Source organism: Paenibacillus sp. Y930 (assembly GCF_056786375.1).
This window is the reverse complement of the sequence record NZ_JBXCIX010000005.1, coordinates 348,951-371,060: the sequence shown is the minus strand read 5'-3', so window position 1 is coordinate 371,060 and position 22,110 is coordinate 348,951. Positions and strand designations below refer to the sequence as shown.

Here is a 22,110-nt window from a genome sequence, read left to right as displayed (position 1 = left end):
ATTGACCTATTAGTATCTTCTATAGAGTTGTAAGATTACTATAGTTGGTTTTCATCACATGATTGGGTGGTTATAGTCAATATGAAAGATCAAATTTCGAAATTATTCGGATTTAATGAACAGAAATCTAACCATGAAGATGTAAAATTAATTCCGGTTACTGAAATTGTAAGCAGCCCTTTTCAACCAAGGACTATTTTTGATGATGAACGAATTGATGAATTATGTCAAACGATTCGGACTCATGGTGTTATTCAACCGATTGTCGTGCGAGTTAGAAATGATAAGTACGAAATTATTGCTGGAGAACGTAGATGGAGAGCAGTCACGAAATTAGGTCAGGAATCGATTCCGGCAATTATTCGAGAATTCAATGATTCTCAAACGGCATCCATTGCTTTGATTGAAAATTTGCAACGTGAAAACTTGACTGCTGTTGAAGAAGCGGTAGCATATCAGCGCTTAATTGAACTGCATACGTTAACACAGGAAAGCTTAGCTCAAAGATTAGGGAAAAGTCAGTCTACGATTGCTAATAAGTTGCGATTGTTAGGATTGCCTGAAGTAGTGAAACAGTCATTGATGGAGCGCCAAATTACTGAAAGACATGCTAGAGCGTTATTGTCATTGGATAGTGAGGAACTGCAATTGAAGGTTCTTCAAGATATTATTAAAAATGAACTGAATGTGAAACAAACGGAAATGCGGATTGCATTTCTAAAAGAATTAACGAAACCCAAAAAAGCAAAACGATTCTCATTCACTAAAGATGTGCGACTGGCGCTTAATACGATTCGTCAATCGATTGAAATGGTATCTGGTTCTGGTCTTGAGATTAATACGAAGGAACAAGATCATGAAGATCATTATGAAATCATTATTAAAATTCCGAAAAATTCAAAATAGAATTGAAATATAATAAAGAAAACGTCGCCACCTCTCAATGGAGGTGGTAATGCTGTTTCTACAATAGTTTCACATATGAGGTGAGAAAAATGTCTAAAGTTATTGCGATAGCAAATCAAAAGGGTGGAGTAGGTAAAACAACGACTTCAGTCAATTTATCAGCATGTCTTGCATCGCTTGGTAAAAAAGTGTTACTGATCGATATTGATCCACAAGGAAATACAACGAGCGGTCTAGGTATTAACAAGGGCGACGTTGCTAACTGTATATACGATGTATTAATTAATGAAGTGAACCCGAAGGAAACGATTCTTGAAACAGCTGTTCCTGGTCTTGATATTATACCTGCAACGATTCAGCTTGCTGGTGCTGAAATTGAACTTGTTCCTACGATTTCACGCGAGCAACGATTGAAAAAAGCGATTACGGCAGTTAAAGATCAATATGATTATGTGATGATTGATTGCCCGCCATCGCTTGGTATTCTGACGATAAATTCTTTGACGGCTGCTGATTCTGTACTTATTCCTATTCAATGTGAATATTATGCGTTGGAAGGATTAAGCCAATTGTTAAATACTGTTCGTCTAGTTCAAAAACATTTGAATACATCATTGCAAATTGAAGGTGTATTGTTAACGATGTTAGATGCTAGAACGAATCTTGGTCTTCAAGTTATAGAAGAAGTGAAAAAGTATTTCCAACAGAAGGTTTATCAGACTATTATCCCGAGAAATGTGCGTTTAAGTGAGGCTCCATCGCATGGACAAGCGATCATTTCGTATGATCCCAAGTCCAAAGGTGCTGAGGTTTATCTTGAATTGGCTAAGGAAGTGATATCTTATGAGAAAGTCTCTAGGTAAAGGGCTAGATGCATTGTTTCAACCTGTTGAAAGTGAAGAGGTGCTTCGTCTTAATCTTACAGATATAAGACCGAATCCGTATCAGCCTCGAAAAACATTTGATGATGAAACGATAAAAGAACTCGCTGAATCGATAAAAGAACAAGGTGTCATACAACCGATTATTGTTCGACGTGTATTACGTGGATTTGAAATTGTAGCAGGTGAACGACGTTTTCGTGCTTCGCAGTTATGCGGAAATGATAAAATACCGGCTGTAGTTCGCGACTTGGATGATGCTAAAGTAATGGAGATTGCTTTGATTGAAAATCTACAGCGTGAAGATCTGAATGCTATTGAAACAGCGGCAGCATACGAGGCGTTAATGGATAAATTTAAATTAACGCAAGAAGAGCTATCGTTGAAGGTTGGTAAATCCCGTTCTCATATCGCGAACTTTGTACGTTTGCTAGCATTACCTGAAAGTATAAAGGATTATGTTTCACGTGGAACAATGTCAATGGGACATGCAAGAGCAATTGTAGGTGTGAAGGATCAGAACATCCAACTAGACTTAGCTGAGCAAGTAGTGGAGAGTAATTGGAGTGTTCGTGAACTAGAAGATGCAATAAGTGGAATGAATGATAAAAAAACGATTCCTGCTAAAAAAGAAAGAGTTAAGAAGAAGGATCCGTTCATTATTAGTATTGAGGCAGAATTACGTGAAAAGTTCCAAACAGGCGTGAAAATTAAGCAAGCTAAAAACAAAGGTAAAATTGAACTAGAGTACTATAGTAAGCAAGATTTGGAGCGTATATTGGAAATGTTGCAAATCCAATAATTAACGGTGAATAGGGTCGTATAAGATGGCATATCTAAGTTGTAATCTTTTGTATAAAGGATTAAACTTAGATATGCCATTATTATGTTTACTGGAGGGATACGGATTGTCAGAGCAACAACAATATATGTATTTTGACCATGCAGCAACATCTTGGCCAAAGCCTGAAGCAGTCATTCAAGCTGTAACGCATGCTTTAGTTCATGATAGTGCAAATCCAGGTCGTGGAAGTCATGCGATGGCAGTACGTGCTAGTCGAGTACTGTTTAACGGGAGAAAACAACTTGCAAAGTTATTTGGCATTAAAAATCCGAATGATATTGCGTTTACTTATAATACGACGATGGCGCTAAATATGGCTATTAAAGGCTTTGTGAAAAGCGGTGACCATGTCATCGCAACATCTGTAGAGCATAATTCGGTAAGAAGACCACTCTATGAATTAGAAGAAAATCATGATGTAGAAGTTACATATGTCGATGCGGATGAAGAGGGCCATATCGATATGACCCATTTGAAACAAAGCTTCAAAGAAAATACGACATTGATTGTCGTTAATCATAGCTCGAACTTGCTTGGTACAATAATGCCATTAGAGGAAATTAGTGAAATTGCCCATAAGCAAGGAGCAAAAGTTTTAGTTGATGGCGCACAAAGTGCAGGGATAATCCCCATCGATGTAGAGGCTATGGGGATTGATATGTTAGCATTTCCTGGCCATAAGGGGTTATTAGGTCCACAAGGGACAGGTGGGCTTTATATCGCGCCTGACATCGATTTGCAGCCGCTTCTGCATGGTGGAACGGGTAGTCAATCAGAGGCTGCTTATCAGCCGCTAGTACGTCCTGATCGATATGAAGCTGGTACGCAAAACACTGCGGGTATAGCTGGGCTAACAGAAGGTGTTAAGCATGTTCTTGCGATAGGAGTAGAGCAAATCTATGCACAAGAATGGGAGCTAGCACAGCAATTGTTAAAGGGATTACAGGAGATTGAAGGCGTACAGTGCTTAGGTCCACAACTTGGTGAGCCACGAACGGCAATTGTTGCATTTAATATCCCACATATTGACCCTTCAGAGTTGTCATTCATTCTTGATCAACATTATAATATCGCTGTTCGTGCAGGTTTTCATTGTACGCCAACTGCACATCAAGTTGCAGGTACAACTGAACGAGGAGCAGTACGAGCGAGTATCGGATATGGTACAACGAAGGAACAGGTAGACGTATTTATCGGTGCCATTGCAGAAATAATAGCACAATACGAATAGAGGTAGTTCAAAAAGCGGGCTTTGATAACGATGGGGATGCTGACGTAGGTTATTCGGCATCGCATTTGAAACGAACTTGGAAAGTACGGTTCGCGTGTACCAAACACGTACACTTGCGCTTCCGCCTTTCTCAAGTAGCGTCTCAACTGCTCGGTTCTGAAAGCCCACTTTTTGAACTTTTATTTGAAGCTTCGGGCATTTGGCCGCTTGTGTACTCGTACCGTACACGTTGCTGGGGGTTGTTTCAATGTTGGGAACTGACAAGCGAACTTGCACATTTAGAAATATAGAACATGCATATATGAAGTATAGGGGAGCGAAATGTAGTGGATTGGTTGACGGAGAATGTTGGGTTGATTGTAATTGTTCTTATAGCTATGGTACTTATCCAATGGATAATGATGCTGAATCTTGGAGGTAAGCTGAAAAAACTAAGAAAGTCATATGTTAATGTGATGGAAGGTGCAGGCGTAGAAAATCTTGAGGGCGTTATTACGTCATTGAAGGAAGAACAAAAACTACAAAATGCTGAACTAGAGCAAGCAGCACATCGTATTGCCAATGTTGAGGCTAGAATTCCACAACAAAAGAGTAATATAGCGATTAAGCGTTACAATGCTTTTTCTAATACAGGTAGTGATTTGAGTTTTTCTGTAGCTATTACGAATGATCAGAAAGACGGAATAGTGTTAACGAGTATTCACAGTCGTGATGGCGCCTATATTTATGGCAAGCCAGTGGAGAAGGGGACTTCTCAATACTCATTAACACCTGAAGAACAAGAAGTTATTAATACAGCAAAATAATTTACAGGTTGAACTCAGACAAATTAAATTGTTGTTCAACTTCGGAACTATTGCGAGAACGTTTTGCAATAGCATGATATAAACATTGTGCAATAATGTCTGCCATCGACATAACAAGATGAAGTCGAGTATTTTGCAACACGAAATACTCCATAAATCCACCAACATTCACTACACCGGTAATATGCATATTACCAACAGGCGGTAGCTCTTTATTAACACCTGCGCCGGGCCTGACTGGACCTAGATTTGCTTGAATAAAGCCTACACTTGATGCTTGACCTAGGCAGGCATCAATTCCGATAATGAAGGGATTACGGTAGCTTTTTTGAATCGTATCCATCGTTTGTGCTAGATTAAGTGCATGCACAGGTTCAGCTATTGAGCCGTACACCTGCATAAATGTAGATCGATATTTAGCTAGATGGGTGCCGACTAAAGGACCCAAACAATCACCCGTTGAACGATCCGTTCCGATACATACAATTACAATCTCTTGCCCGGGGGATGCGTATTGTAATAGAGTAAGCAACTCTTGTTGCAGTGCACTACGCACTAAAGGGGACTTATGCGATATTTTTACTGCTGAGTGATTAGACATTGTTTCTTGTAAGTTTCCTTTCTTGAAACAAATTATATAATACTAGTATGTAGAGAAAATAAAGGATTTATACTTGTAGTAGAGAATCATGAAAGGGGATTATCGGCATCATGGTAGAAAGTAATCTATTATTAATCGCTTTTGATTCTACACAGCAAGCATTACGGGCGGAAATGTTACTAGAATACGCAGATATTGAAATCGATATTTGCCCAACACCGAAGGAAATTACGGCCGGTTGCGCACTTTCTATTCATTTTCCGTTAGAAGATCTGAATACAGTTCAGCAAATCATTATGCAAGAAAATGTAGAAGTTAGAGGTATATTTGAAAAGGCTGAGCATGATTACAGATTGATTGATTAATATTCGTCGGCGAATATTGGTAACTACTTGCATTATATTATGTGAATAGCGAAACAATGTGCAGACAATCTAACACATAAGCAATTTGTAAAGGGAATAGAGGGAGGGATTGTAATGGAGCGAAAGCAATTTGAACTTGGGGATATCGTTCTAATGAAAAAAGTACATCCCTGTGGATCAAGTGAAATGGAAGTTATCCGCATGGGGATGGATATCCGGATGAAATGCGTAGGATGTGGACATAGCATTCTGATCCCTCGTGCTAAATTCGAGAAAAATATGCGCAAAGTTGTAAGACAGGGTAAGACAGAGTGAGGTTAAAGTTATGGATTATAAAACAAATGTTATGCGAATATTAGATCAACGTAAAATACAATATAACCATTACACCTATGCCGATACAGATGCTATAAGTGGAATAGAGGTAGCAATAATATTGGGTGAGAATCCAGCACTATCATTATCTTAAGCTGTATCGCACACACAAGGAATTATTCCATCATTAGATAGGAAAAGGACCCTACCACTAAGATAATCTTAGCAATAGGGTCTTTCTTAGCGTGACGGCTAATGATAATGATGTTACACTTCATCTTCTGTAAGAAAAGATACATATTACGCTAGTAAGAACGAGCTCAGCATAAGCCAAGCGGTTATTCCACTAATTGTAATGACCATTATTGCGTGGGCAATAATGTAATCCTTCCCTTGCTACATTTAGCGAGTTGAAAAGCTTTTATCCTTTGCACCTATTAAGTCCAATGGAATCACACCTCTCTTCACCGTCAATAATAATGTGTACATAATGATTCTCTAATATACATGAAAAATTAAAATATTTTCATCCTTCTGAAAATGAACGTTAAAAAGTTTGCCTGTCAGCATCACGATCACGGGCAAGCTTTTTTAACATCCTATAGATAATCTTGTATTTGTCTATAATATTTGTTATACTAGGCAGATGCGAGTACACACTCGCTCCTTGCTCCATTTATGGGGCCGTCAGTCCAAAGGGAGGTGAAATAAATGCGCAAATATGAAGTGATGTACATCATTCGTCCGGATGTTGAGCAAGAAGCTGTCCAAGCTCTTGTTGAAAAGTTTAATGGAGTTATCTCCAACGGTGGTGAGGTTACAAAATCCGATGTTATCGGAAAGCGTCGCCTTGCGTATGAAATCAACAAACTTCGTGAAGGTCATTTCGTACTAGTACAATTTACAGCTACTGCTGAGATTGTTAACGAGCTTGATCGTGTAATGAAGATTGCGGATGAAGTTATCCGTACGTTGATCGTAAGAGATGTAGCTTAAGAAGTCTCAAGGTTTCGATTGGGAGGTCGTAAAAAATGTTGAACCGTGTGATATTGATCGGAAGATTAACGAAGGATCCAGAGCTACGCTATACCCCAGCAGGTGTTGCTGTTACTCAATTTACGATTGCTGTTGATAGACCATTTTCTTCAGCTGGCGGAGAGCGTGAAGCGGATTTTATTCCAGTGGTAACGTGGCGCCAATTAGCGGAAACTTGCGCAAACTATTTGCGTAAAGGTCGTTTAACTGCAGTTGAAGGACGCATTCAAGTGCGGAATTACGAGAACAATGAGGGCAAGCGTGTGTATGTTACAGAAGTAATTGCAGACAATGTTCGCTTCTTGGAATCCAATCGTGATAGTAGTCCTCGTGAAGAGGGCTCTAGCAGTAATAACGGTGGTGGATATAACGCAGATGGCGGAGCTCCAACTAATCGTCCTGCTCAAGCCCCACGCAGTACCAATGTTGATCCATTCAAGGATGACGGACGCCCTATTGATATTTCAGAAGACGACTTACCGTTTTGATGCACTGACAATTTTGAATTTATGTTACAAGTCACTTTAACCCTTGCTGATGCAAGGGTTCTTTTTTTGTCTATTGATGGATAAGGGGATGGAAAAATCAATGATTATATGTATATAAGAGAAATTTAATTACATTAAATAATAATTTATAGAGGATTTTATGACTGATCAATGTGAAAAACTATGGAGATAAGTTTATTGAAGGATAAAATATTTGGTAATGGATGTGCGAATTTGAAGGATATGAAACTACGCTATGGGTAATATACTCCTCGCTAACAGTTACCCACAAGTGGATAACTGTTAGCGAATAAACAATTATATCCACTGTGGACAAGTATGAACTGATGAATATGAAAGTTATTAACAGATTGTGCATTGTGGATAGATAAAAGCTCCACTAAAGTAGTTCAGCTTAATTTACACCAATGATTTACTCATAACGAAGTTAGTCATTGAAACTTGCTGGCGCTCGACTTGCTGCATTTGTTCAACGTGAAATCCGTGATGCTCAAAAAACGGTTTAGCCGTAATACTTGCTTCTGTATAGATGGAGGATAGCTGCAATTGATTGGCACCATGTTCTAATTGTGTCAGTAGTGCAGTAGCAATTCCTTGGCGTTGATAATCTTTATGAACAAATAGCCGATCGAGATAACCATCATCGCTCATATCAGAAAAACCTACGATAATGCCATCTTTCATTGCTACATAAGTAATATGTTGTTGTAAGCTTTGCTGCCAACTGTCTGCTTTATTGGCACGTTCCTCTGGTGGAGCCCACGCTTGCAGTTGCTTAGCTGAATAATGCGCTGCATTAATATGGTGAACCGTATTATAAAATAGTGCAATAATTTCTTCTATTTGTGAGGCTTCATATCGCTCGATTCGTAACATCGTTTGTTCTCCTTCCTTTTGTAGCATGTGATATACCGTTTGATAATGAAAATACCCTATCCCAATGTAATTAAAAGACGATTAATCTTTGTCAGCTACATCGATGATAGGGTATTTATAATTTATACAAATAGTGATTATTCCAAGCTACATTTGAACTATTTCTAAAAAGACGATTAATCTTTACGTTTCTTAGCAATGGCTACCGTACAACGAGAAATGCAGATTAGACGGTCTTGTTCATCCGTTATCTTAATTTCCCATACTGCGGAGCTGCGACCTTTATGAAGTGGTATACCGATAGCAGTAACGATTCCTTGCCCTACACTTCGTAAATGATTCGCATTAATTTCCATGCCCATCGCAACTTCATTTTCTTGATCAATGCTAGCCCAAGCACCAATACTAGCTACCGTTTCTGCCAGAACGACAGATGCACCACCATGCAATAAGCCAAAAGGTTGTTTTGTTTTTTCGTTAACGGGCATCGTACATATGACTTTATCAGCTGAAAGCTCTAATGTTTCAATCCCTAACGCTTCAATAATTGTACCTTTAATATCCATCATCGCGATATTCCTCCGTACATGACTTGTAGAGGATCATTAGTTAGAACTGATGCACGACATAGCCAAGTAATATACTAAACGTTAATAATAAGCCGAACAATGTATTGAATTGAGCAGTCGATTTCATAGCAGGCATCATCTCAAAGGCAACCGTTTTCCCTTGGAATTGTTTGACGGCTTGAATCGCTTTCGGTGCACTAGCAAATACAAGTATTGCCCAAGGCGTAACATGTCCAGTGAAGACAAGCACAACAATCCAAGCGAAGGCAATAATAAATGTAGCAGCCAGTAGCTTAATCGCATTAGGACGACCGAGTAGAATAGCAATTGTTTTACGTCCAAATTCTTTGTCACCATCAAGGTCACGAATATTGTTGGATAAATTGATCGCGCCAATTAAGAAGCCAACACTGATCGAGACGAAGAAATGCGACCAGGACAGATGACCTGTCTGAATGAAGTACGTAATCATAATAATGACGGGTCCCATTAATAGGCCAGAGAACAGTTCACCAAATGGAGTAGAGGAAATAGGCAGCGGGCCTGCTGTGTAGAAATAACCGACAAGCATACATACCGCTCCAATTGCAGCAATCCACCAAGAGCTAGACATACAAATATATACACCAATTAGTATGGCCACAAAGTAGAACAAAAAGGCAAGGTTGCGAACAAATTTCGGTGCTACACCATCACGGACAATGGTTCCACCAATACCGACAGAATCCTTTGTATCGAGCCCACGAATGAAATCGTAATATTCATTGAACATATTCGTTGCCGCTTGAATGAGCAGTGAGGCAATTAGCATCAATATAAACAATAAGACATTCATATTATTATCAAAAAGTGCCATGGCAGTACCAGTAAATACAGGAACAAAAGATGCTGTTAATGTATGAGGTCGCATGAGCCTCCACCAAACATTCTGTGTGGTTGTGTGTAATTCTGTTTGCATCATACCGCATCCTTACTATTATAATATAAGTAACATAATAAAGTTCAACTATAAGTGTAGGATAACTAGAGAAAAGTGTCAACGCTAGAAACTTGGTAGAAAGTTGACGTTATTCTAGTAGGAGTGTATTCTTGAAACAGATAAATCGGTAAGGTAATGACAAGGGTGAATAACGTGAATTTGAATAATAAAATGGTTATATTAATGAAAGAAGGCAAACGACAAGCCCGTCTTTCTGGAAATAATGTGTTGGTAAGCACCGTTTCTGAGATTGAAAAGATGGATTTACCAGCCTTTTTTTCATACGATGAACACAAATATAAAGGTAATCGATTTTTATGGTCTGAACCAGGTAGAACGTTAACATTTGTCGGCTTAGGTAGTGTGCTTACATTGACTGCAATCAATGCTACAACACGCTATGAAGAGATTAATGATGCTTGGACAGCAATTGCTACGGAAGCAATCATTGACCATAATATTTCTGGATATGTAGGACCTATATTATTTGGTGGTTTTTCATTTGATCCTAATATTGCACAGACAGAGAAGTGGGGCGATTTTGCTCATACTAGCTTTGCTGTGCCGCAATTTATGGTTACGGAATATGAAGGCAAGACATGGCTCACTATGAATGCATGGATTTCACCTGATGAAGATGAGATCGAGCAGGAACTATTAAGTATTGATGTTGCGAAATATGCATATGAAGCTGTAGAGCGAGAAGTGCTGTTATCCGTAATGAAGGAAGAAATTGCACCATCTGACTGGATGAGTGCAGTTGGAAATGCTGCTTCATCTATACGTAATGGGGAGTTAGAGAAGGTGGTACTCGCTAGGGCAATTACGCTAGAAGCGAAGGAACCATTCCATGCGGAAGAAGTCGTTAGAAGTTTATTAACGGATCAACTTGATACGTATGTATTTGCCATTGATAAGCAGTGTAGCTGTTTTGTCGGAGCAACACCGGAGCGACTAATTAAGCGCCAAGGTGATCAGTTCCAAACATTATCATTAGCAGGTTCCATCGCTCGCGGAGCAACGTTGTCTGAGGATGAACATCTAGGAAGCTTCTTAAGCCAAGATGTGAAAAATCTACATGAGCATGAGCTAGCTGTCCATATGATTAAGGATGCTATGCTAGAGCTATGTGAAGATGTTGAAGCGCCTAACGCACCAATTATTCGTAAGCTGAAAGATATTCAGCATCTTGCTACGCCTATTACTGGTCTGGCAAAGCCCGATGTTACATTGCTGCAAGCGGTGGAGGCATTACATCCGACACCAGCACTTGGTGGTATGCCAAGGCAAGCTGCTTTGGAAGCTATTCGGACCTTGGAGCATATGGATCGCGGCTGGTATGCAGCTCCAATTGGTTGGTTGAATACTGAGCTAGAAGGTGAATTTGCGGCAGCGATACGTTCCGCATTGTTAAAGGATCGCTGTGCATACTTATTTGCTGGCTGTGGCATCGTCGGAGATTCAGATCCGTTGAGCGAATATCATGAAACAGCATTGAAATTCAAGCCCATGCTAACCGCATTACAAGCTTCTGAGTAAGAAAGCCACTAACGGTACGGAATAAAGAAAAAAGTTACTCTAAAAGCTTAGGGGGATACGTGATGAGTTCGGACGGAGCAACATTATATCTCAGCGCATTTATAGATGAATTAGTAAGATCGGGCTTGAAGCATATCGTTGTTAGTCCTGGCTCACGCTCGACACCTCTTGCGGTATTAGCCGCAGAACATGAACAGCTTCAAGTATGGATGAATATCGATGAACGTTCCGCAGCGTTTTTTGCGCTAGGTATAGCCAAGGCGAGGCAAGAAACGGTAGCGCTATTGTGTACGTCAGGAACGGCGGCGGCGAATTACTTCCCTGCGATTACAGAAGCTAACCTGTCACGAGTACCTTTAGTGGTAATTACAGCAGATCGACCACATGAGTTGCGTGATGTAGGCGCGCCACAGACGATTAATCAAATCGGACTGTACGGTGATCATGTGAAGTGGTTTTCTGAGATGCCGATTCCCGAGCAAGGTGAACTTATGCTGAAGCATGCACGTATTTCCGCAGCGCGTGCGGTGATGACGGCATGTAGCACGCCAAGTGGACCCGTCCACTTGAACTTCCCATTGCGTGAGCCATTGCTGCCTAATCTTGAGCATCCTGAGCTATTTGGCGGGGGGAGAGTAGGGAAGCGACCGTATACTGTTCACGAGGCAGGGGTGATGACTGCTTCAGCTGCACAAATGAATAGCTTGGCTAAGCAGCTAGTCGATGTGGACAATGGAATTATTGTATGTGGCGCTCATGATGAGCCTACACTAATAGAAGCAATAACAGCTTTAGCTAGACAATTGGATTACCCTATTTTAGCTGATCCACTGTCACAGCTAAGAAGTGGTGCTCATGATCAAAGCTTCGTTATAGATAGCTATGACTCTTTTCTTAGAGATGAAGCGGTTGCGAAATCGGTTGAGCCAGCAGTAATTATTCGTTTTGGAGCAATGCCGGTATCAAAGCCGCTGCTGCAATATATGAATCGTCATCAGCATAGTAGAATGATTGTTGTCGATGAAGCGGGATGGCGTGATCCGACATTGCTAATGTCTGATCGCTTTACTGTGCATCCTGTCTTATTCTGTAGGCAGCTGTGCGAAGCTATGGAGCAGCTACAGCTTGGTGAAGCTGTAGGACAGGAAAAGCAATACGAGGGTGTTGATCGGCTTAGGCAGTCGACTAAGTGGGCATCGCAATGGCTGGAGCTGAATGAAGAGACCAGAGCGCTACTACAGCAGGAAGCATACGGTGAACATGGTGGTCAGCTGTTCGAAGGACGAGTTGTAACGGAACTACAGGCTTTAATGAGTAGCGATAGTACGCTGTTTGTTGGTAATTCTATGCCGATTCGTGATGTAGATAGTTTCTTCTGCAACAAGGAAGATGCTATTCGTATTCTCGCTAACCGCGGAGCAAATGGAATTGATGGCCTAGTATCAACAGCAATCGGTATTAGCGCTGTAAGTGAGCGGACGGTATTGTTAATCGGTGATTTATCGTTCTATCATGATATGAATGGGTTATTAGCAGCTAAGCTTCATCAGCTTAATATAACGATTGTTATTGTCAATAATGATGGTGGAGGTATTTTCTCCTTCTTACCACAAGCGAAGCTACAGAATCATTTTGAAGTATTGTTCGGGACACCAACTGGACTTGATTATGAGCATGCGATTAAGATGTATGGTGGTCAATTCCACCGTATTCAGAGCTGGCAGCAATTCCGTGAAGCTTTTCATCAAGCCGAGCAGCATGGTGGATTACAAGTTATCGAAGTTCCAACGGACCGCGAACTTAATGTGGAGCTTCATCGTCAAATATGGCCTAAGCTGTCCGCTAAGTTAGCGAAGTTATTATAATATGTGCGTGTTCAAAAAGCAGGCTTTCAGAATCGATGTCTACTTCGTTATCAAAGACTGCTTTTTGAACAACCTTAATAAGGAGCTCAATAGGATGAAGTACATCATCAATGGGGTATCTTACTATGTAGAAGTTCATGGAGAAGCTCATCCAGAAGCTCATGGAGAACGACAAGCATTGTTGTTATTACATGGCTTCTCAGGCAATCATGAGCAATGGGCTCCGTTCATTGACAGCTGGAGTGCAGAGCATCAGCTCGTTATCGTTGATCTATTAGGTCATGGTGAGAGTGATGCCCCCATTGCGTTCACTCGTTATAGCTCAGAGCAAACGGTCAATGACTTAGTGGAGCTGCTTGATCAGCTGCATATTGAATCAGCGATTGTGTTAGGATATTCTATGGGTGGTAGAATTGCATTATCGATGGCACAGCTTGCTTCTTCTAAAGTGAGTGGCTTAATTCTGGAAAGTACTTCTCCAGGACTTGCGACATTAGATGAACGACAAGCTAGAATAGCGAGTGATGAGGCTTTAGCTACCAAGCTTGAACAGCATGGCATCGATTGGTTTGCAGATTATTGGGCAGAGCTACCGCTATTTGCTAGTCTGAAAATGCTACCGTTAGTAGAGCGAGAAGCCATTGATCTGCAGCGTCGAAATAATACGCCGCTAGGTTTGGCCAATAGCTTGCGAGGCATAGGTACAGGCGCTCAGCCATCATGGTGGGAGCAATTGGATAATATTACTGGGACGACATTATTCATTGTAGGTGAAGCGGATACGAAGTTTCGAGCGATTGCGGAGCAGATGATGCTACGAATGAGTAACTCGGAAAGGCAATTAGAGATTGTTTCCGAAGCTGGTCACAATGTGCATATGGAACAACCTCATAAATTTGATACAATAGTAAAGAGATACTTAACTATGAGTACAGGTTCAAAAAGCGGTCTTTTTGAACAACCTCAATGAGAAAAGGGATGGTGTAACAGATGTCAGTAGTAGCATGGGAAAAATACGGTAATTTTGAAGACATTTTATATGAAACATATGATGGCATAGCGAAGATCACAATTAATCGTCCAGAAGTTCGTAATGCTTTCCGTCCGAAGACGGTTATGGAGCTTATTAATGCATTTGCTATTGCTCGTGATGATGCGAACATTGGTGTTATCGTTCTAACAGGTGCTGGCGACTTAGCTTTCTGTTCAGGTGGTGACCAGAAGGTTCGTGGTCATGGTGGTTATGTTGGCGAAGATCAAATTCCTCGTCTTAACGTTCTTGATCTACAACGCTTGATTCGTACGATTCCTAAGCCAGTTATTGCAATGGTAGCAGGATATGCTATTGGCGGTGGACATGTTCTACATATTGTATGTGACTTAACGATTGCAGCAGACAACGCACGTTTTGGACAAACAGGTCCGATGGTTGGTAGCTTCGATGGTGGTTATGGTGCAGGCTATCTAGCTCGCATTGTGGGCCAGAAGAAGGCTAGAGAAATTTGGTATCTATGCCGTCAATATGATGCTCAAGAAGCATTGGATATGGGTCTAGTGAATACCGTTGTACCACTTGCAGATCTAGAAGCAGAAACAGTGAAATGGTGCCAAGAGATTTTATCCAAGTCGCCAATGGCGCTACGTTTCTTAAAAGCTTCTTTCAATGCAGAGACAGATGGACTAGCAGGAATTCAACAGCTTGCTGGAGATGCAACGCTGCTATACTATACAACAGAAGAAGCAAAAGAAGGACGCGACTCTTTCAAAGAAAAGAGAGATCCGGACTTCAAGCAGTTCCCACGTTTCCCATAAGACGTATACAAGGAGGGCAAAGTGATGCATATGCCTCATTGGCTTGATAAGCGAGCCTCTCTTACGCCTAATCGGATAGCGATTGAATATGGCAACGAGCAGATTACGTTCTTGCAATTGCGCGATCAGTCTCTCGTGACAGCTAACAGAATAAGATCCTTACCAACAAAGCAAGGCTACAGAGTAGCCTTGCTTTGTTCTAATGATAGCTATACTGTGGAGCTTATTCATGCTATTCAATATGTTGGCGGCATTGTTGTGCCGCTTAATAGTAGGCTTACGGCACATGAACTACGCTATCAGCTGCAAGATGCCAAGTGTAACGTACTCATTTATCATCCTCAATTCCAGCAGCTTGTTGAACTTATAACTAGTGAATATGATAGTATACGCTGTATATCTACGACGGATTTGCAACAAGTTGAGCTGGCGACGGATGCACCTCTGATCACTTATATCGATCAAGAGGAGACGCATACGATTATGTATACTTCAGGAACAACAGGTTCTCCGAAAGGCGTCATTCAAAGCTACAGTAATCATTGGAATTCTGCCGTTGGCTCGATGCTCAATCTCGGGCTTTCTGAACATGATAAATGGCTTGTATGCGTCCCATTGTTCCATATTAGCGGTTTATCGATCGTCATTCGCAGTGTCATTTACGGTATTCCAATGGTCATTCATGAAAAATTTGAGGCTGCTGCTGCCAATGCTGCAATTATCGAGCAAGGTGTAACAATAATGTCGGTTGTCAGTACTACGCTATCGAGGATGATCGGGCAGCTCGGTGACGTTCGTTATCCTGAACATTTTCGTTGTATGTTATTAGGTGGGGGACCTGCTCCACTTTCGTTGCTTGAGCAATGTGTGGCAAAGGGGATCCCTGTCTTTCAAACATACGGCATGACGGAAACATGTTCGCAAATTGTGACGCTGCAGCCTGAATATATGCTGTCGAAGCTAGGCTCCGCCGGAAAGCCACTTTTCCAAGCAGAGTTGAACATTATGGCTGATGGTCATGAGGCGCAAGCTTTGGAAGCGGGAGAGATTATTGTTCGTGGTCCTAATGTGACGGCTGGTTATTTGAATGGTGTAGGTGCAGATAGCTTTGCTAATGGTTGGCTCTATACAGGAGATATCGGCTATGTGGATGAAGAGGGCTTCCTTTATGTACTCGATCGTCGCAAAGATATGTTCGTATCTGGCGGGGAAAATATATATCCTGCCGAGATTGAAGCGGCACTTATAAGTCATGAGACTGTACTCGAAGCAGGTGTTACGAGTATCGCTCATGAGCATTGGGGACAAGTACCTGTTGCATTTGTCGTCTTAGAGTCTAATACTAATTCAGTGATTGCGGTAGAGGAGCTGCAGCAGCATTGTTCCGAGCGATTAGCAAAGTATAAGCTGCCTAAGCAGATACATATTGTGACACAATTACCGCGTAATGCTTCTAATAAATTACTTCGTCGTGACTTATTGCAATTGCTACCTTTCAAGCAAAGAATGTAATTAGAGGTTTGAAAAGCAGAGTGGCGAGAAAGAAACTGCGCTAGACGGAAGGAGGTTGCTTATGATAACGATTCAATCGATTACATTATATCGGATTAGTATGTCATTGAAGGACCCCTTCGTTACAGCTAACGGAGCTTATCTCGATCGCGAGACGATTGTTATAGAAGTTACAGATAGCCAAGGGAATGTCGGCTGGGGCGAATGTGTAGCATTCGCTACGCCTTGGTACACTGAGGAAACGGTGCAAGGCGCTTGGCATATATTGCGAGATTTTCTTATTCCAACGTTACTTGGAGCTAGTGTGTCGCATCCGAAGGAGCTACCACCGCTACTGGCTAATGTGAAACGAAATGGGATGGCGAAGGCTGGATTAGAGATGGCGATCTGGGATTTGTATGGTCAGATTGCTGGGAAACCGTTATATGAACTTATCGGTGGTGTAAGGAAAGAGCTGAAAGTCGGTGTGGCTATCGGCTTACAATCTTCTTTAGACGATTATTATCGCTTAATTGAGCAATATACTGCGGATGGTTATGAACGAATGAAAATAAAGATTAAGCCTGGTCAGGATATTGATCTCGTTGCAGCTATACGATCTCGTTATCCCAATCTTCCACTAATGGTTGATGCTAATTCGGCGTATGATCTGGGTGATATTGCTCAATTACAGCAGTTGGATGATTATGATCTGATGATGATCGAACAACCGCTTGCGAGCGACGATATTGTTGATCATGCGAAGCTACAGGCTCAGCTGACTACGCCGATATGTCTTGATGAAAGTATTATTACATATGATGATGCGCGAAAAGCGATTGAGCTTGGTAGCTGCAAAATCATTAATGTGAAGCTAGGTCGTGTTGGCGGAATGACGGAAGCGATGCGCATCCATGATTTATGTCAACAGCATGACATTGCAGTATGGTGCGGGGGAATGCTTGAGTCAGGCATCGGACGTGCTCATAATATGGCGCTAGCTTCGTTAAGCCAATTTACGATTCCAGGAGATATTTCGGCATCGGCAAGATACTGGCATCAAGATATTATTGTACCGGCGGTTAAGATTGAGCAGGGTGTCGTAGTACTGCCTGCAGGAGCGGGGATTGGGTTTGAAGTTGATCGCGAATATATCGAGCAACTAACGCTAGAGCGATTGGAATTCAATCATTCACGATAATTGGCTCATTTATAATATAAATTCCATTAATTTTGTGCAAACAACGTGGAAATTTATTTGATTTTTAAAGTGTTATGAGTTATTCTATTGTAAGTGACTTTAACAGGGTACCTAGATGTACCTATCGAAAAATAGAGATAAAATTCAAAATTAACCTTAGTCAGTTCGGACTATGTCAGTGATCTGAATTGCCATTAAATTTATAACAGAAGGGAAGGGTTCGAATGAGCTTCAGAAAAGAAAGCGGAGAAGATCGTGGCGAGCGTAAATTCGCTCGTAAAGGCGGCCGCAATAAACGTCGTAAAGTTTGTTTCTTCACTGTAAACAAAGTTACGCACATCGACTATAAAGATACTGATTTGCTTAAAAAGTTTATCAGCGAGCGTGGTAAAATTCTACCTCGTCGTGTAACTGGTACAAGCGCGAAGTATCAACGTGTTCTGACAATCGCTATTAAGCGTTCTCGTCAAATCGCATTACTACCATACACTACTGAATAGTAGGTTACGGATAAAGGGCTTCCCCACAAGGGAAGTCCTTTTTAGGTATTAATCGCTTGTCGCTGCATTAGTATCAAACTTATATTGACAGCTTAATCTTGTGGATTTATAGTGAGTAGGTTGCTGTCTTGATGATAGAATGGACAAGTTGAAGTTAGGCAACAAAGGGAGAGAACTACATTGCTTAATAAGCTACGGTCAATATGGTTATTCAATGTTAGAGGAGATGTGCTTGCAGGGGTGACGGTCGCATTAGCGTTAATTCCTGAAGCTATTGCGTTCTCGATCATTGCTGGTGTTGATCCTATGGTTGGGATTCATGCTTCGTTTTGTATTGCGGTACTCATATCAATTTTTGGCGGAAGACCGGGGATGATATCTGCTGCAACAGGTGCGATGTCTATTTTGATGGTAACACTTGTAGCGCAGTATGGGATTGAATATTTGTATGCTACGACGATCCTTACAGGATTAATTCAATATGCTATTGGAGCGTTAAAGCTAGGAAAGTGGATTTCGTTCATTCCACAATCGGTATTATCTGGATTTCTTAATGCATTAGGTATTATGGTGTTTATGAGCCAGCTACAGCATTTTGTAGATGAGACATGGGTAGTTTATATGATTGGTGCTGTTACATTGTTAATTGTATATGGCTTACCTTATATTACTAAAGCAATTCCGTCTACTTTAGTAGCGATTGTTGTGATGACTATAGCTGTAATAGTGATCGGTCTAGATGTAAGAACGGTAGGAGATATGGGTGTTATTAATAGTAGCCTGCCATTGTTCCATTGGCCAAATGTCCCTATTTCATGGGAAACCTTAAAAATCATTGCCCCAGTAGCGTTAACTATGGCTATTGTCGGCTTACTTGAATCATTGATAACGGCGACGGTCCTCGATGAACATACGAAGACGAAGAGTGATAAGAACAAGGAAGTTCGCGGTCAAGGGATTGCCAATACGATTACGGGTATGTTCGGCGGGATGGCTGGTTGTGCGATGATTGGCCAATCATTAATAAATGTACGTTCAGGTGGACGAGGTAGACTTTCAACGATGGTTGCAGGCGGAGTATTGTTATTACTTATCGTTGTATTACGCGATGTAGTGGTGAAAATTCCGATGCCTGCGCTAGCCGGCGTGATGATTATGGTTGCGATTAGCACATTTGAATGGCAATCGATTAAGCAGATTCCGAAGGCGCCAATTGGTGATACGATGACAATGATCATAACGGTTGTTGTCATATTAATTACTCATAATCTCGCACAGGGTGTATTGGTAGGGGTATTGTTGAGTGCAGTTATTTTCGCAATTCAATCTAGTAAGCTTCATATTACGACTGCTACGGACGAAGATCGAGGCTTACTAACCTATTATATAAATGGTCCACTATTTTTCGCAACGTCGACGGCGTTTGATCATTCGATCGAAGCCGTTGCAGGATATAAGCGGATTATTATTGACGGTAGCAACTCGAAATTATGGGATCAATCAGCAATCTTATCATTGACCAAGGTAGTGAATCGACTTCAAGAAGATGGTTATGAAGTTGAATTGGTGCTCTGGGATAAGGAAAGCTCACGGCTTGTCAAGAAATCAGGCATGACTGAAACATTAAGCGCATAACATTAAGCGCATAATATTAAAGGCTTATGCCGTTATGATCTCAAATAAGAGACTATAGCCGCATAAGCCTTATTTATTAACCAATCAATATATTATCCTCTGGGTAGCCAAGACGAGATTGCTGTTTGCGTTTTGCAAGGGCGTAAGCAAGCGTTAACGGTCCGAGTCGCCCGATGAACATTGTGAAGCTAATAATAATTTTACCAAGTGTCGAAAGATCTTTGGTCAGTCCCATAGATAAGCCAGTAGTACTGAACGCAGAAGTAGCTTCGAATAAAACTTCTAAGAAATGATCCTCTAGCATGTCCTCTGTAATCGTCAATACAAGTGCGATGATGAGTACACATGCCAGTGAGCTCATAACAACGGCAAGCGCACGTAGCACAGTTTCTTGAGGGATTCTACGCTTAAAGGCGTGAATCTGCCCGCCACCTCGGAATGTTGTAATGGTAGCTAGTATAAGCACAACAACGGTATTAATTTTCACACCACCACCAGTACCGCCAGAAGCCGCACCAATGAACATGTAGATAATAAGTAGAAATTGTGATGCCGTAAGCATATGGGTAATTTCAAGTGTGTTGAATCCTACACTTCGCGGTACGAGACTTTGAAACAAAGAAGCTTGAATTCGTTCTCCCCAGTTCAACGTGCCGAATGTAGCGGGATTCATCGATTCAAGTAGTAATAAGATTGAGAAACCAACGATAGTAATGATCAGCGAAGACGAGAGAACTATTTTGGTATGTAACGAAAACTTACTCCACTTCCGTTTTTTGAATAGTTCTACAATAACGATATAGCCTAATCCTCCGGCTACGAATAATGCAATAATGACAAAATTGACAACAGGATCACCAACATAAGCAACTAATCCTTCTGGCCAAAGTGCGAACCCTGCGTTGTTGAAGGCGGAGACGGAGTGGAATAACGCATAGAAAAATGCCGTTTTCCAGCCCATAGAAGCTTCCCAGTGAAATGTCAGAATGAGCGTAGCAATCGATTCAAAAGTAAACACAATAATAAATATATAAATGCTTAAGCGAACAAGGCCTTGTGAAGTTGTTGACTGAGTTGTTTGTTGAATGAGAAGTCGTTCCTTCAATCCAATCCGCTTGCCCAAAAGAATCGCAATAATAACGCTGATTGTCATGAATCCGAGTCCACCGACTTGAATTAACAGCATAAGGATACTTTGTCCAACAATAGAGAAGTCAGTACCAGCGTCGAGCACACTAAGCCCGTTCACACAAACTGCCGAAACTGCTGTGAAAAAGGCATTAATGAAACCAATAGAATGTCCATTATGCGATGACACAGGCATCATCAATAGCAAGGTACCTATAGTAATAAGCATTAAGAAAGCTAATACGATAAATTGTGGCGGACTAGGCTGATAACGTAATATCCTAACTTTATTGGAAAGTTTACTCTGCTTTTGTTGAGATGGGGAGTTAGCGTTTTCGATCATAATGTGTCTCCAACTGTCTGATTTGCTCGAGAGAGCCGATCAGTAATAACAAATTTCCAGTTTCGATCTTATCGTCCGCACTTGGGGCAACATTCATTCGTTTATCTGTTTTGATTGCAAGAATGGTACAGCCGAAGCGGGCACGAATGTTAAGCTTTTGCAAAGACAATCCATGCATGGCAGGTGATGCTAGCATTTCGACGATATTGTATTCCTCAGAAAGCTCGATATAATCAATAATACTATTCGAACTAAGCTGATTCGCTAATCTCATGGCCATATCTCGTTCTGGATAAATGATTTGGTCTGCACCAATTTTACGCAATACATTTCCATGCATTTCATCGCGTGCTTTGGCGATAACGTGCGGTATTTTCAATTCTTTAAGTAATAAAGTAGTTAGAATGCTTGATTGTAGGTCATCACCAATGGCGACAATCGCATGGGTGAAATTACTCGCACCTAATTCTTTAAGTACGGCTTCATCTGTACAGTCAGCTTGAATCGCGTGTGTTGCATAAGGTGCGACATCCTGCACTAATTCGGCATCTCTATCAACGGCTAATACTTCATGTCCATTATCAACTAATGTTCGTGCTAGACTACTACCAAAACGACCTAAACCTACAATAAGAAATTGCTTTTTCATAAACATATCACTTCCTAATTATTATAACTA

At 41.1% G+C, this 22,110-nt stretch carries 24 protein-coding genes; 18 read left to right on the top strand and 6 right to left on the bottom strand.

The window, feature by feature from the left end; genetic code table 11:
- The first annotated feature begins 81 nt into the window (after positions 1-81).
- The 5 genes from noc to AC1TO5_RS16665 all read left to right on the top strand — a co-directional run bounded on the left by noc (position 82) and on the right by AC1TO5_RS16665 (position 4,668).
- Positions 82-906: a nucleoid occlusion protein gene (gene noc, locus AC1TO5_RS16685; RefSeq protein WP_482063956.1), complete on the top strand. Its 825-nt coding sequence runs from the start codon at positions 82-84 to the stop codon at positions 904-906.
- A gap of 89 nt (positions 907-995) precedes the next feature.
- Positions 996-1,769 (top strand): ParA family protein, encoded by a 774-nt coding sequence (locus AC1TO5_RS16680; protein ID WP_482063955.1) that lies wholly within the window; start codon positions 996-998, stop codon positions 1,767-1,769.
- Positions 1,750-2,589, top strand: coding sequence for a ParB/RepB/Spo0J family partition protein (locus tag AC1TO5_RS16675; protein ID WP_482063954.1), 840 nt, complete (start codon positions 1,750-1,752; stop codon positions 2,587-2,589). The genes AC1TO5_RS16680 and AC1TO5_RS16675 overlap by 20 nt, the downstream gene beginning before the upstream one ends.
- 127 nt (positions 2,590-2,716) lie before the next feature.
- Positions 2,717-3,862: an aminotransferase class V-fold PLP-dependent enzyme gene (locus AC1TO5_RS16670; RefSeq protein WP_482063986.1), complete on the top strand. Its 1,146-nt coding sequence runs from the start codon at positions 2,717-2,719 to the stop codon at positions 3,860-3,862.
- 326 nt (positions 3,863-4,188) lie between these two features.
- Complete coding sequence (locus AC1TO5_RS16665) at positions 4,189-4,668, top strand: DUF4446 family protein (protein WP_482063953.1); 480 nt, start codon at positions 4,189-4,191, stop codon at positions 4,666-4,668.
- Position 4,669: 1 nt separating this feature from the next.
- Here the strand turns inward: AC1TO5_RS16665 and yyaC are convergent, their stop codons facing one another.
- A complete protein-coding gene (yyaC, locus tag AC1TO5_RS16660) occupies positions 4,670-5,269 on the bottom strand; it encodes a spore protease YyaC (RefSeq protein WP_482063952.1) in 600 nt (199 codons plus the stop codon).
- Between the two features lie 110 nt (positions 5,270-5,379).
- Between yyaC and AC1TO5_RS16655 the strand changes: the two genes are divergently transcribed.
- The 5 genes from AC1TO5_RS16655 to ssb all read left to right on the top strand — a co-directional run bounded on the left by AC1TO5_RS16655 (position 5,380) and on the right by ssb (position 7,472).
- Positions 5,380-5,634 (top strand): putative Se/S carrier protein, encoded by a 255-nt coding sequence (locus AC1TO5_RS16655; RefSeq protein ID WP_482063951.1) that lies wholly within the window; start codon positions 5,380-5,382, stop codon positions 5,632-5,634.
- Positions 5,635-5,748: 114 nt separating this feature from the next.
- Complete coding sequence (locus tag AC1TO5_RS16650) at positions 5,749-5,949, top strand: DUF951 domain-containing protein (protein ID WP_482063950.1); 201 nt, start codon at positions 5,749-5,751, stop codon at positions 5,947-5,949.
- 10 nt (positions 5,950-5,959) lie between these two features.
- Positions 5,960-6,103 carry a hypothetical protein gene (locus tag AC1TO5_RS16645; protein WP_482063949.1) on the top strand — a complete coding sequence of 48 codons (144 nt, stop codon included), beginning with the start codon at positions 5,960-5,962 and terminating at the stop codon, positions 6,101-6,103.
- A 557-nt stretch (positions 6,104-6,660) separates the two neighbouring features.
- The gene (rpsF, locus tag AC1TO5_RS16640) at positions 6,661-6,945 is read left to right on the top strand and encodes a 30S ribosomal protein S6 (protein WP_482063948.1); all 285 of its coding nucleotides are present in this window, start codon (positions 6,661-6,663) and stop codon (positions 6,943-6,945) included.
- 35 nt (positions 6,946-6,980) lie between these two features.
- Positions 6,981-7,472 carry a single-stranded DNA-binding protein gene (ssb, locus tag AC1TO5_RS16635; RefSeq protein WP_482063947.1) on the top strand — a complete coding sequence of 164 codons (492 nt, stop codon included), beginning with the start codon at positions 6,981-6,983 and terminating at the stop codon, positions 7,470-7,472.
- Positions 7,473-7,892: 420 nt separating this feature from the next.
- Here ssb and AC1TO5_RS16630 read toward each other — a convergent pair whose 3' ends face one another.
- The 3 genes from AC1TO5_RS16630 to AC1TO5_RS16620 all read right to left on the bottom strand — a co-directional run bounded on the left by AC1TO5_RS16630 (position 7,893) and on the right by AC1TO5_RS16620 (position 9,896).
- On the bottom strand, positions 7,893-8,369 hold the full coding sequence (locus AC1TO5_RS16630; RefSeq protein ID WP_482063946.1) for a GNAT family N-acetyltransferase: 477 nt from the start codon (positions 8,367-8,369) through the stop codon (positions 7,893-7,895).
- Between the two features lie 176 nt (positions 8,370-8,545).
- Positions 8,546-8,935: a hotdog fold thioesterase gene (locus AC1TO5_RS16625; RefSeq protein ID WP_482063985.1), complete on the bottom strand. Its 390-nt coding sequence runs from the start codon at positions 8,933-8,935 to the stop codon at positions 8,546-8,548.
- Positions 8,936-8,978: 43 nt separating this feature from the next.
- On the bottom strand, positions 8,979-9,896 hold the full coding sequence (locus AC1TO5_RS16620; protein WP_482063984.1) for a 1,4-dihydroxy-2-naphthoate polyprenyltransferase: 918 nt from the start codon (positions 9,894-9,896) through the stop codon (positions 8,979-8,981).
- A 174-nt stretch (positions 9,897-10,070) separates the two neighbouring features.
- Between AC1TO5_RS16620 and AC1TO5_RS16615 the strand changes: the two genes are divergently transcribed.
- From AC1TO5_RS16615 to AC1TO5_RS16580, 8 genes are all read left to right on the top strand, one after another.
- A complete protein-coding gene (locus tag AC1TO5_RS16615; RefSeq protein ID WP_482063945.1) occupies positions 10,071-11,456 on the top strand; it encodes an isochorismate synthase in 1,386 nt (461 codons plus the stop codon).
- A gap of 62 nt (positions 11,457-11,518) precedes the next feature.
- Complete coding sequence (gene menD / locus AC1TO5_RS16610; protein WP_482063944.1) at positions 11,519-13,321, top strand: 2-succinyl-5-enolpyruvyl-6-hydroxy-3-cyclohexene-1-carboxylic-acid synthase; 1,803 nt, start codon at positions 11,519-11,521, stop codon at positions 13,319-13,321.
- A gap of 94 nt (positions 13,322-13,415) precedes the next feature.
- A complete protein-coding gene (gene menH / locus AC1TO5_RS16605; RefSeq protein ID WP_482063943.1) occupies positions 13,416-14,291 on the top strand; it encodes a 2-succinyl-6-hydroxy-2,4-cyclohexadiene-1-carboxylate synthase in 876 nt (291 codons plus the stop codon).
- A gap of 20 nt (positions 14,292-14,311) precedes the next feature.
- Positions 14,312-15,133, top strand: coding sequence for a 1,4-dihydroxy-2-naphthoyl-CoA synthase (menB, locus tag AC1TO5_RS16600; RefSeq protein ID WP_482063942.1), 822 nt, complete (start codon positions 14,312-14,314; stop codon positions 15,131-15,133).
- 24 nt (positions 15,134-15,157) lie between these two features.
- Positions 15,158-16,645, top strand: a complete 1,488-nt coding sequence (locus AC1TO5_RS16595) for an o-succinylbenzoate--CoA ligase (protein ID WP_482063941.1) — start codon at positions 15,158-15,160, stop codon at positions 16,643-16,645.
- A 61-nt stretch (positions 16,646-16,706) separates the two neighbouring features.
- Positions 16,707-17,825, top strand: a complete 1,119-nt coding sequence (gene menC, locus AC1TO5_RS16590) for an o-succinylbenzoate synthase (RefSeq protein WP_482063940.1) — start codon at positions 16,707-16,709, stop codon at positions 17,823-17,825.
- Between the two features lie 224 nt (positions 17,826-18,049).
- Positions 18,050-18,325, top strand: coding sequence for a 30S ribosomal protein S18 (gene rpsR / locus AC1TO5_RS16585; protein WP_482063939.1), 276 nt, complete (start codon positions 18,050-18,052; stop codon positions 18,323-18,325).
- Between the two features lie 180 nt (positions 18,326-18,505).
- A complete protein-coding gene (locus AC1TO5_RS16580) occupies positions 18,506-19,960 on the top strand; it encodes a SulP family inorganic anion transporter (RefSeq protein WP_482063938.1) in 1,455 nt (484 codons plus the stop codon).
- Between the two features lie 76 nt (positions 19,961-20,036).
- On the opposite strand, the gene AC1TO5_RS16575 is transcribed toward AC1TO5_RS16580, so the two are convergent.
- Positions 20,037-21,431 (bottom strand): TrkH family potassium uptake protein, encoded by a 1,395-nt coding sequence (locus AC1TO5_RS16575; protein ID WP_482063937.1) that lies wholly within the window; start codon positions 21,429-21,431, stop codon positions 20,037-20,039.
- Complete coding sequence (locus AC1TO5_RS16570) at positions 21,415-22,080, bottom strand: potassium channel family protein (RefSeq protein WP_482063936.1); 666 nt, start codon at positions 22,078-22,080, stop codon at positions 21,415-21,417. Before AC1TO5_RS16570 ends, AC1TO5_RS16575 begins: the two co-directional genes overlap by 17 nt.
- Positions 22,081-22,110 lie beyond the last annotated feature (30 nt).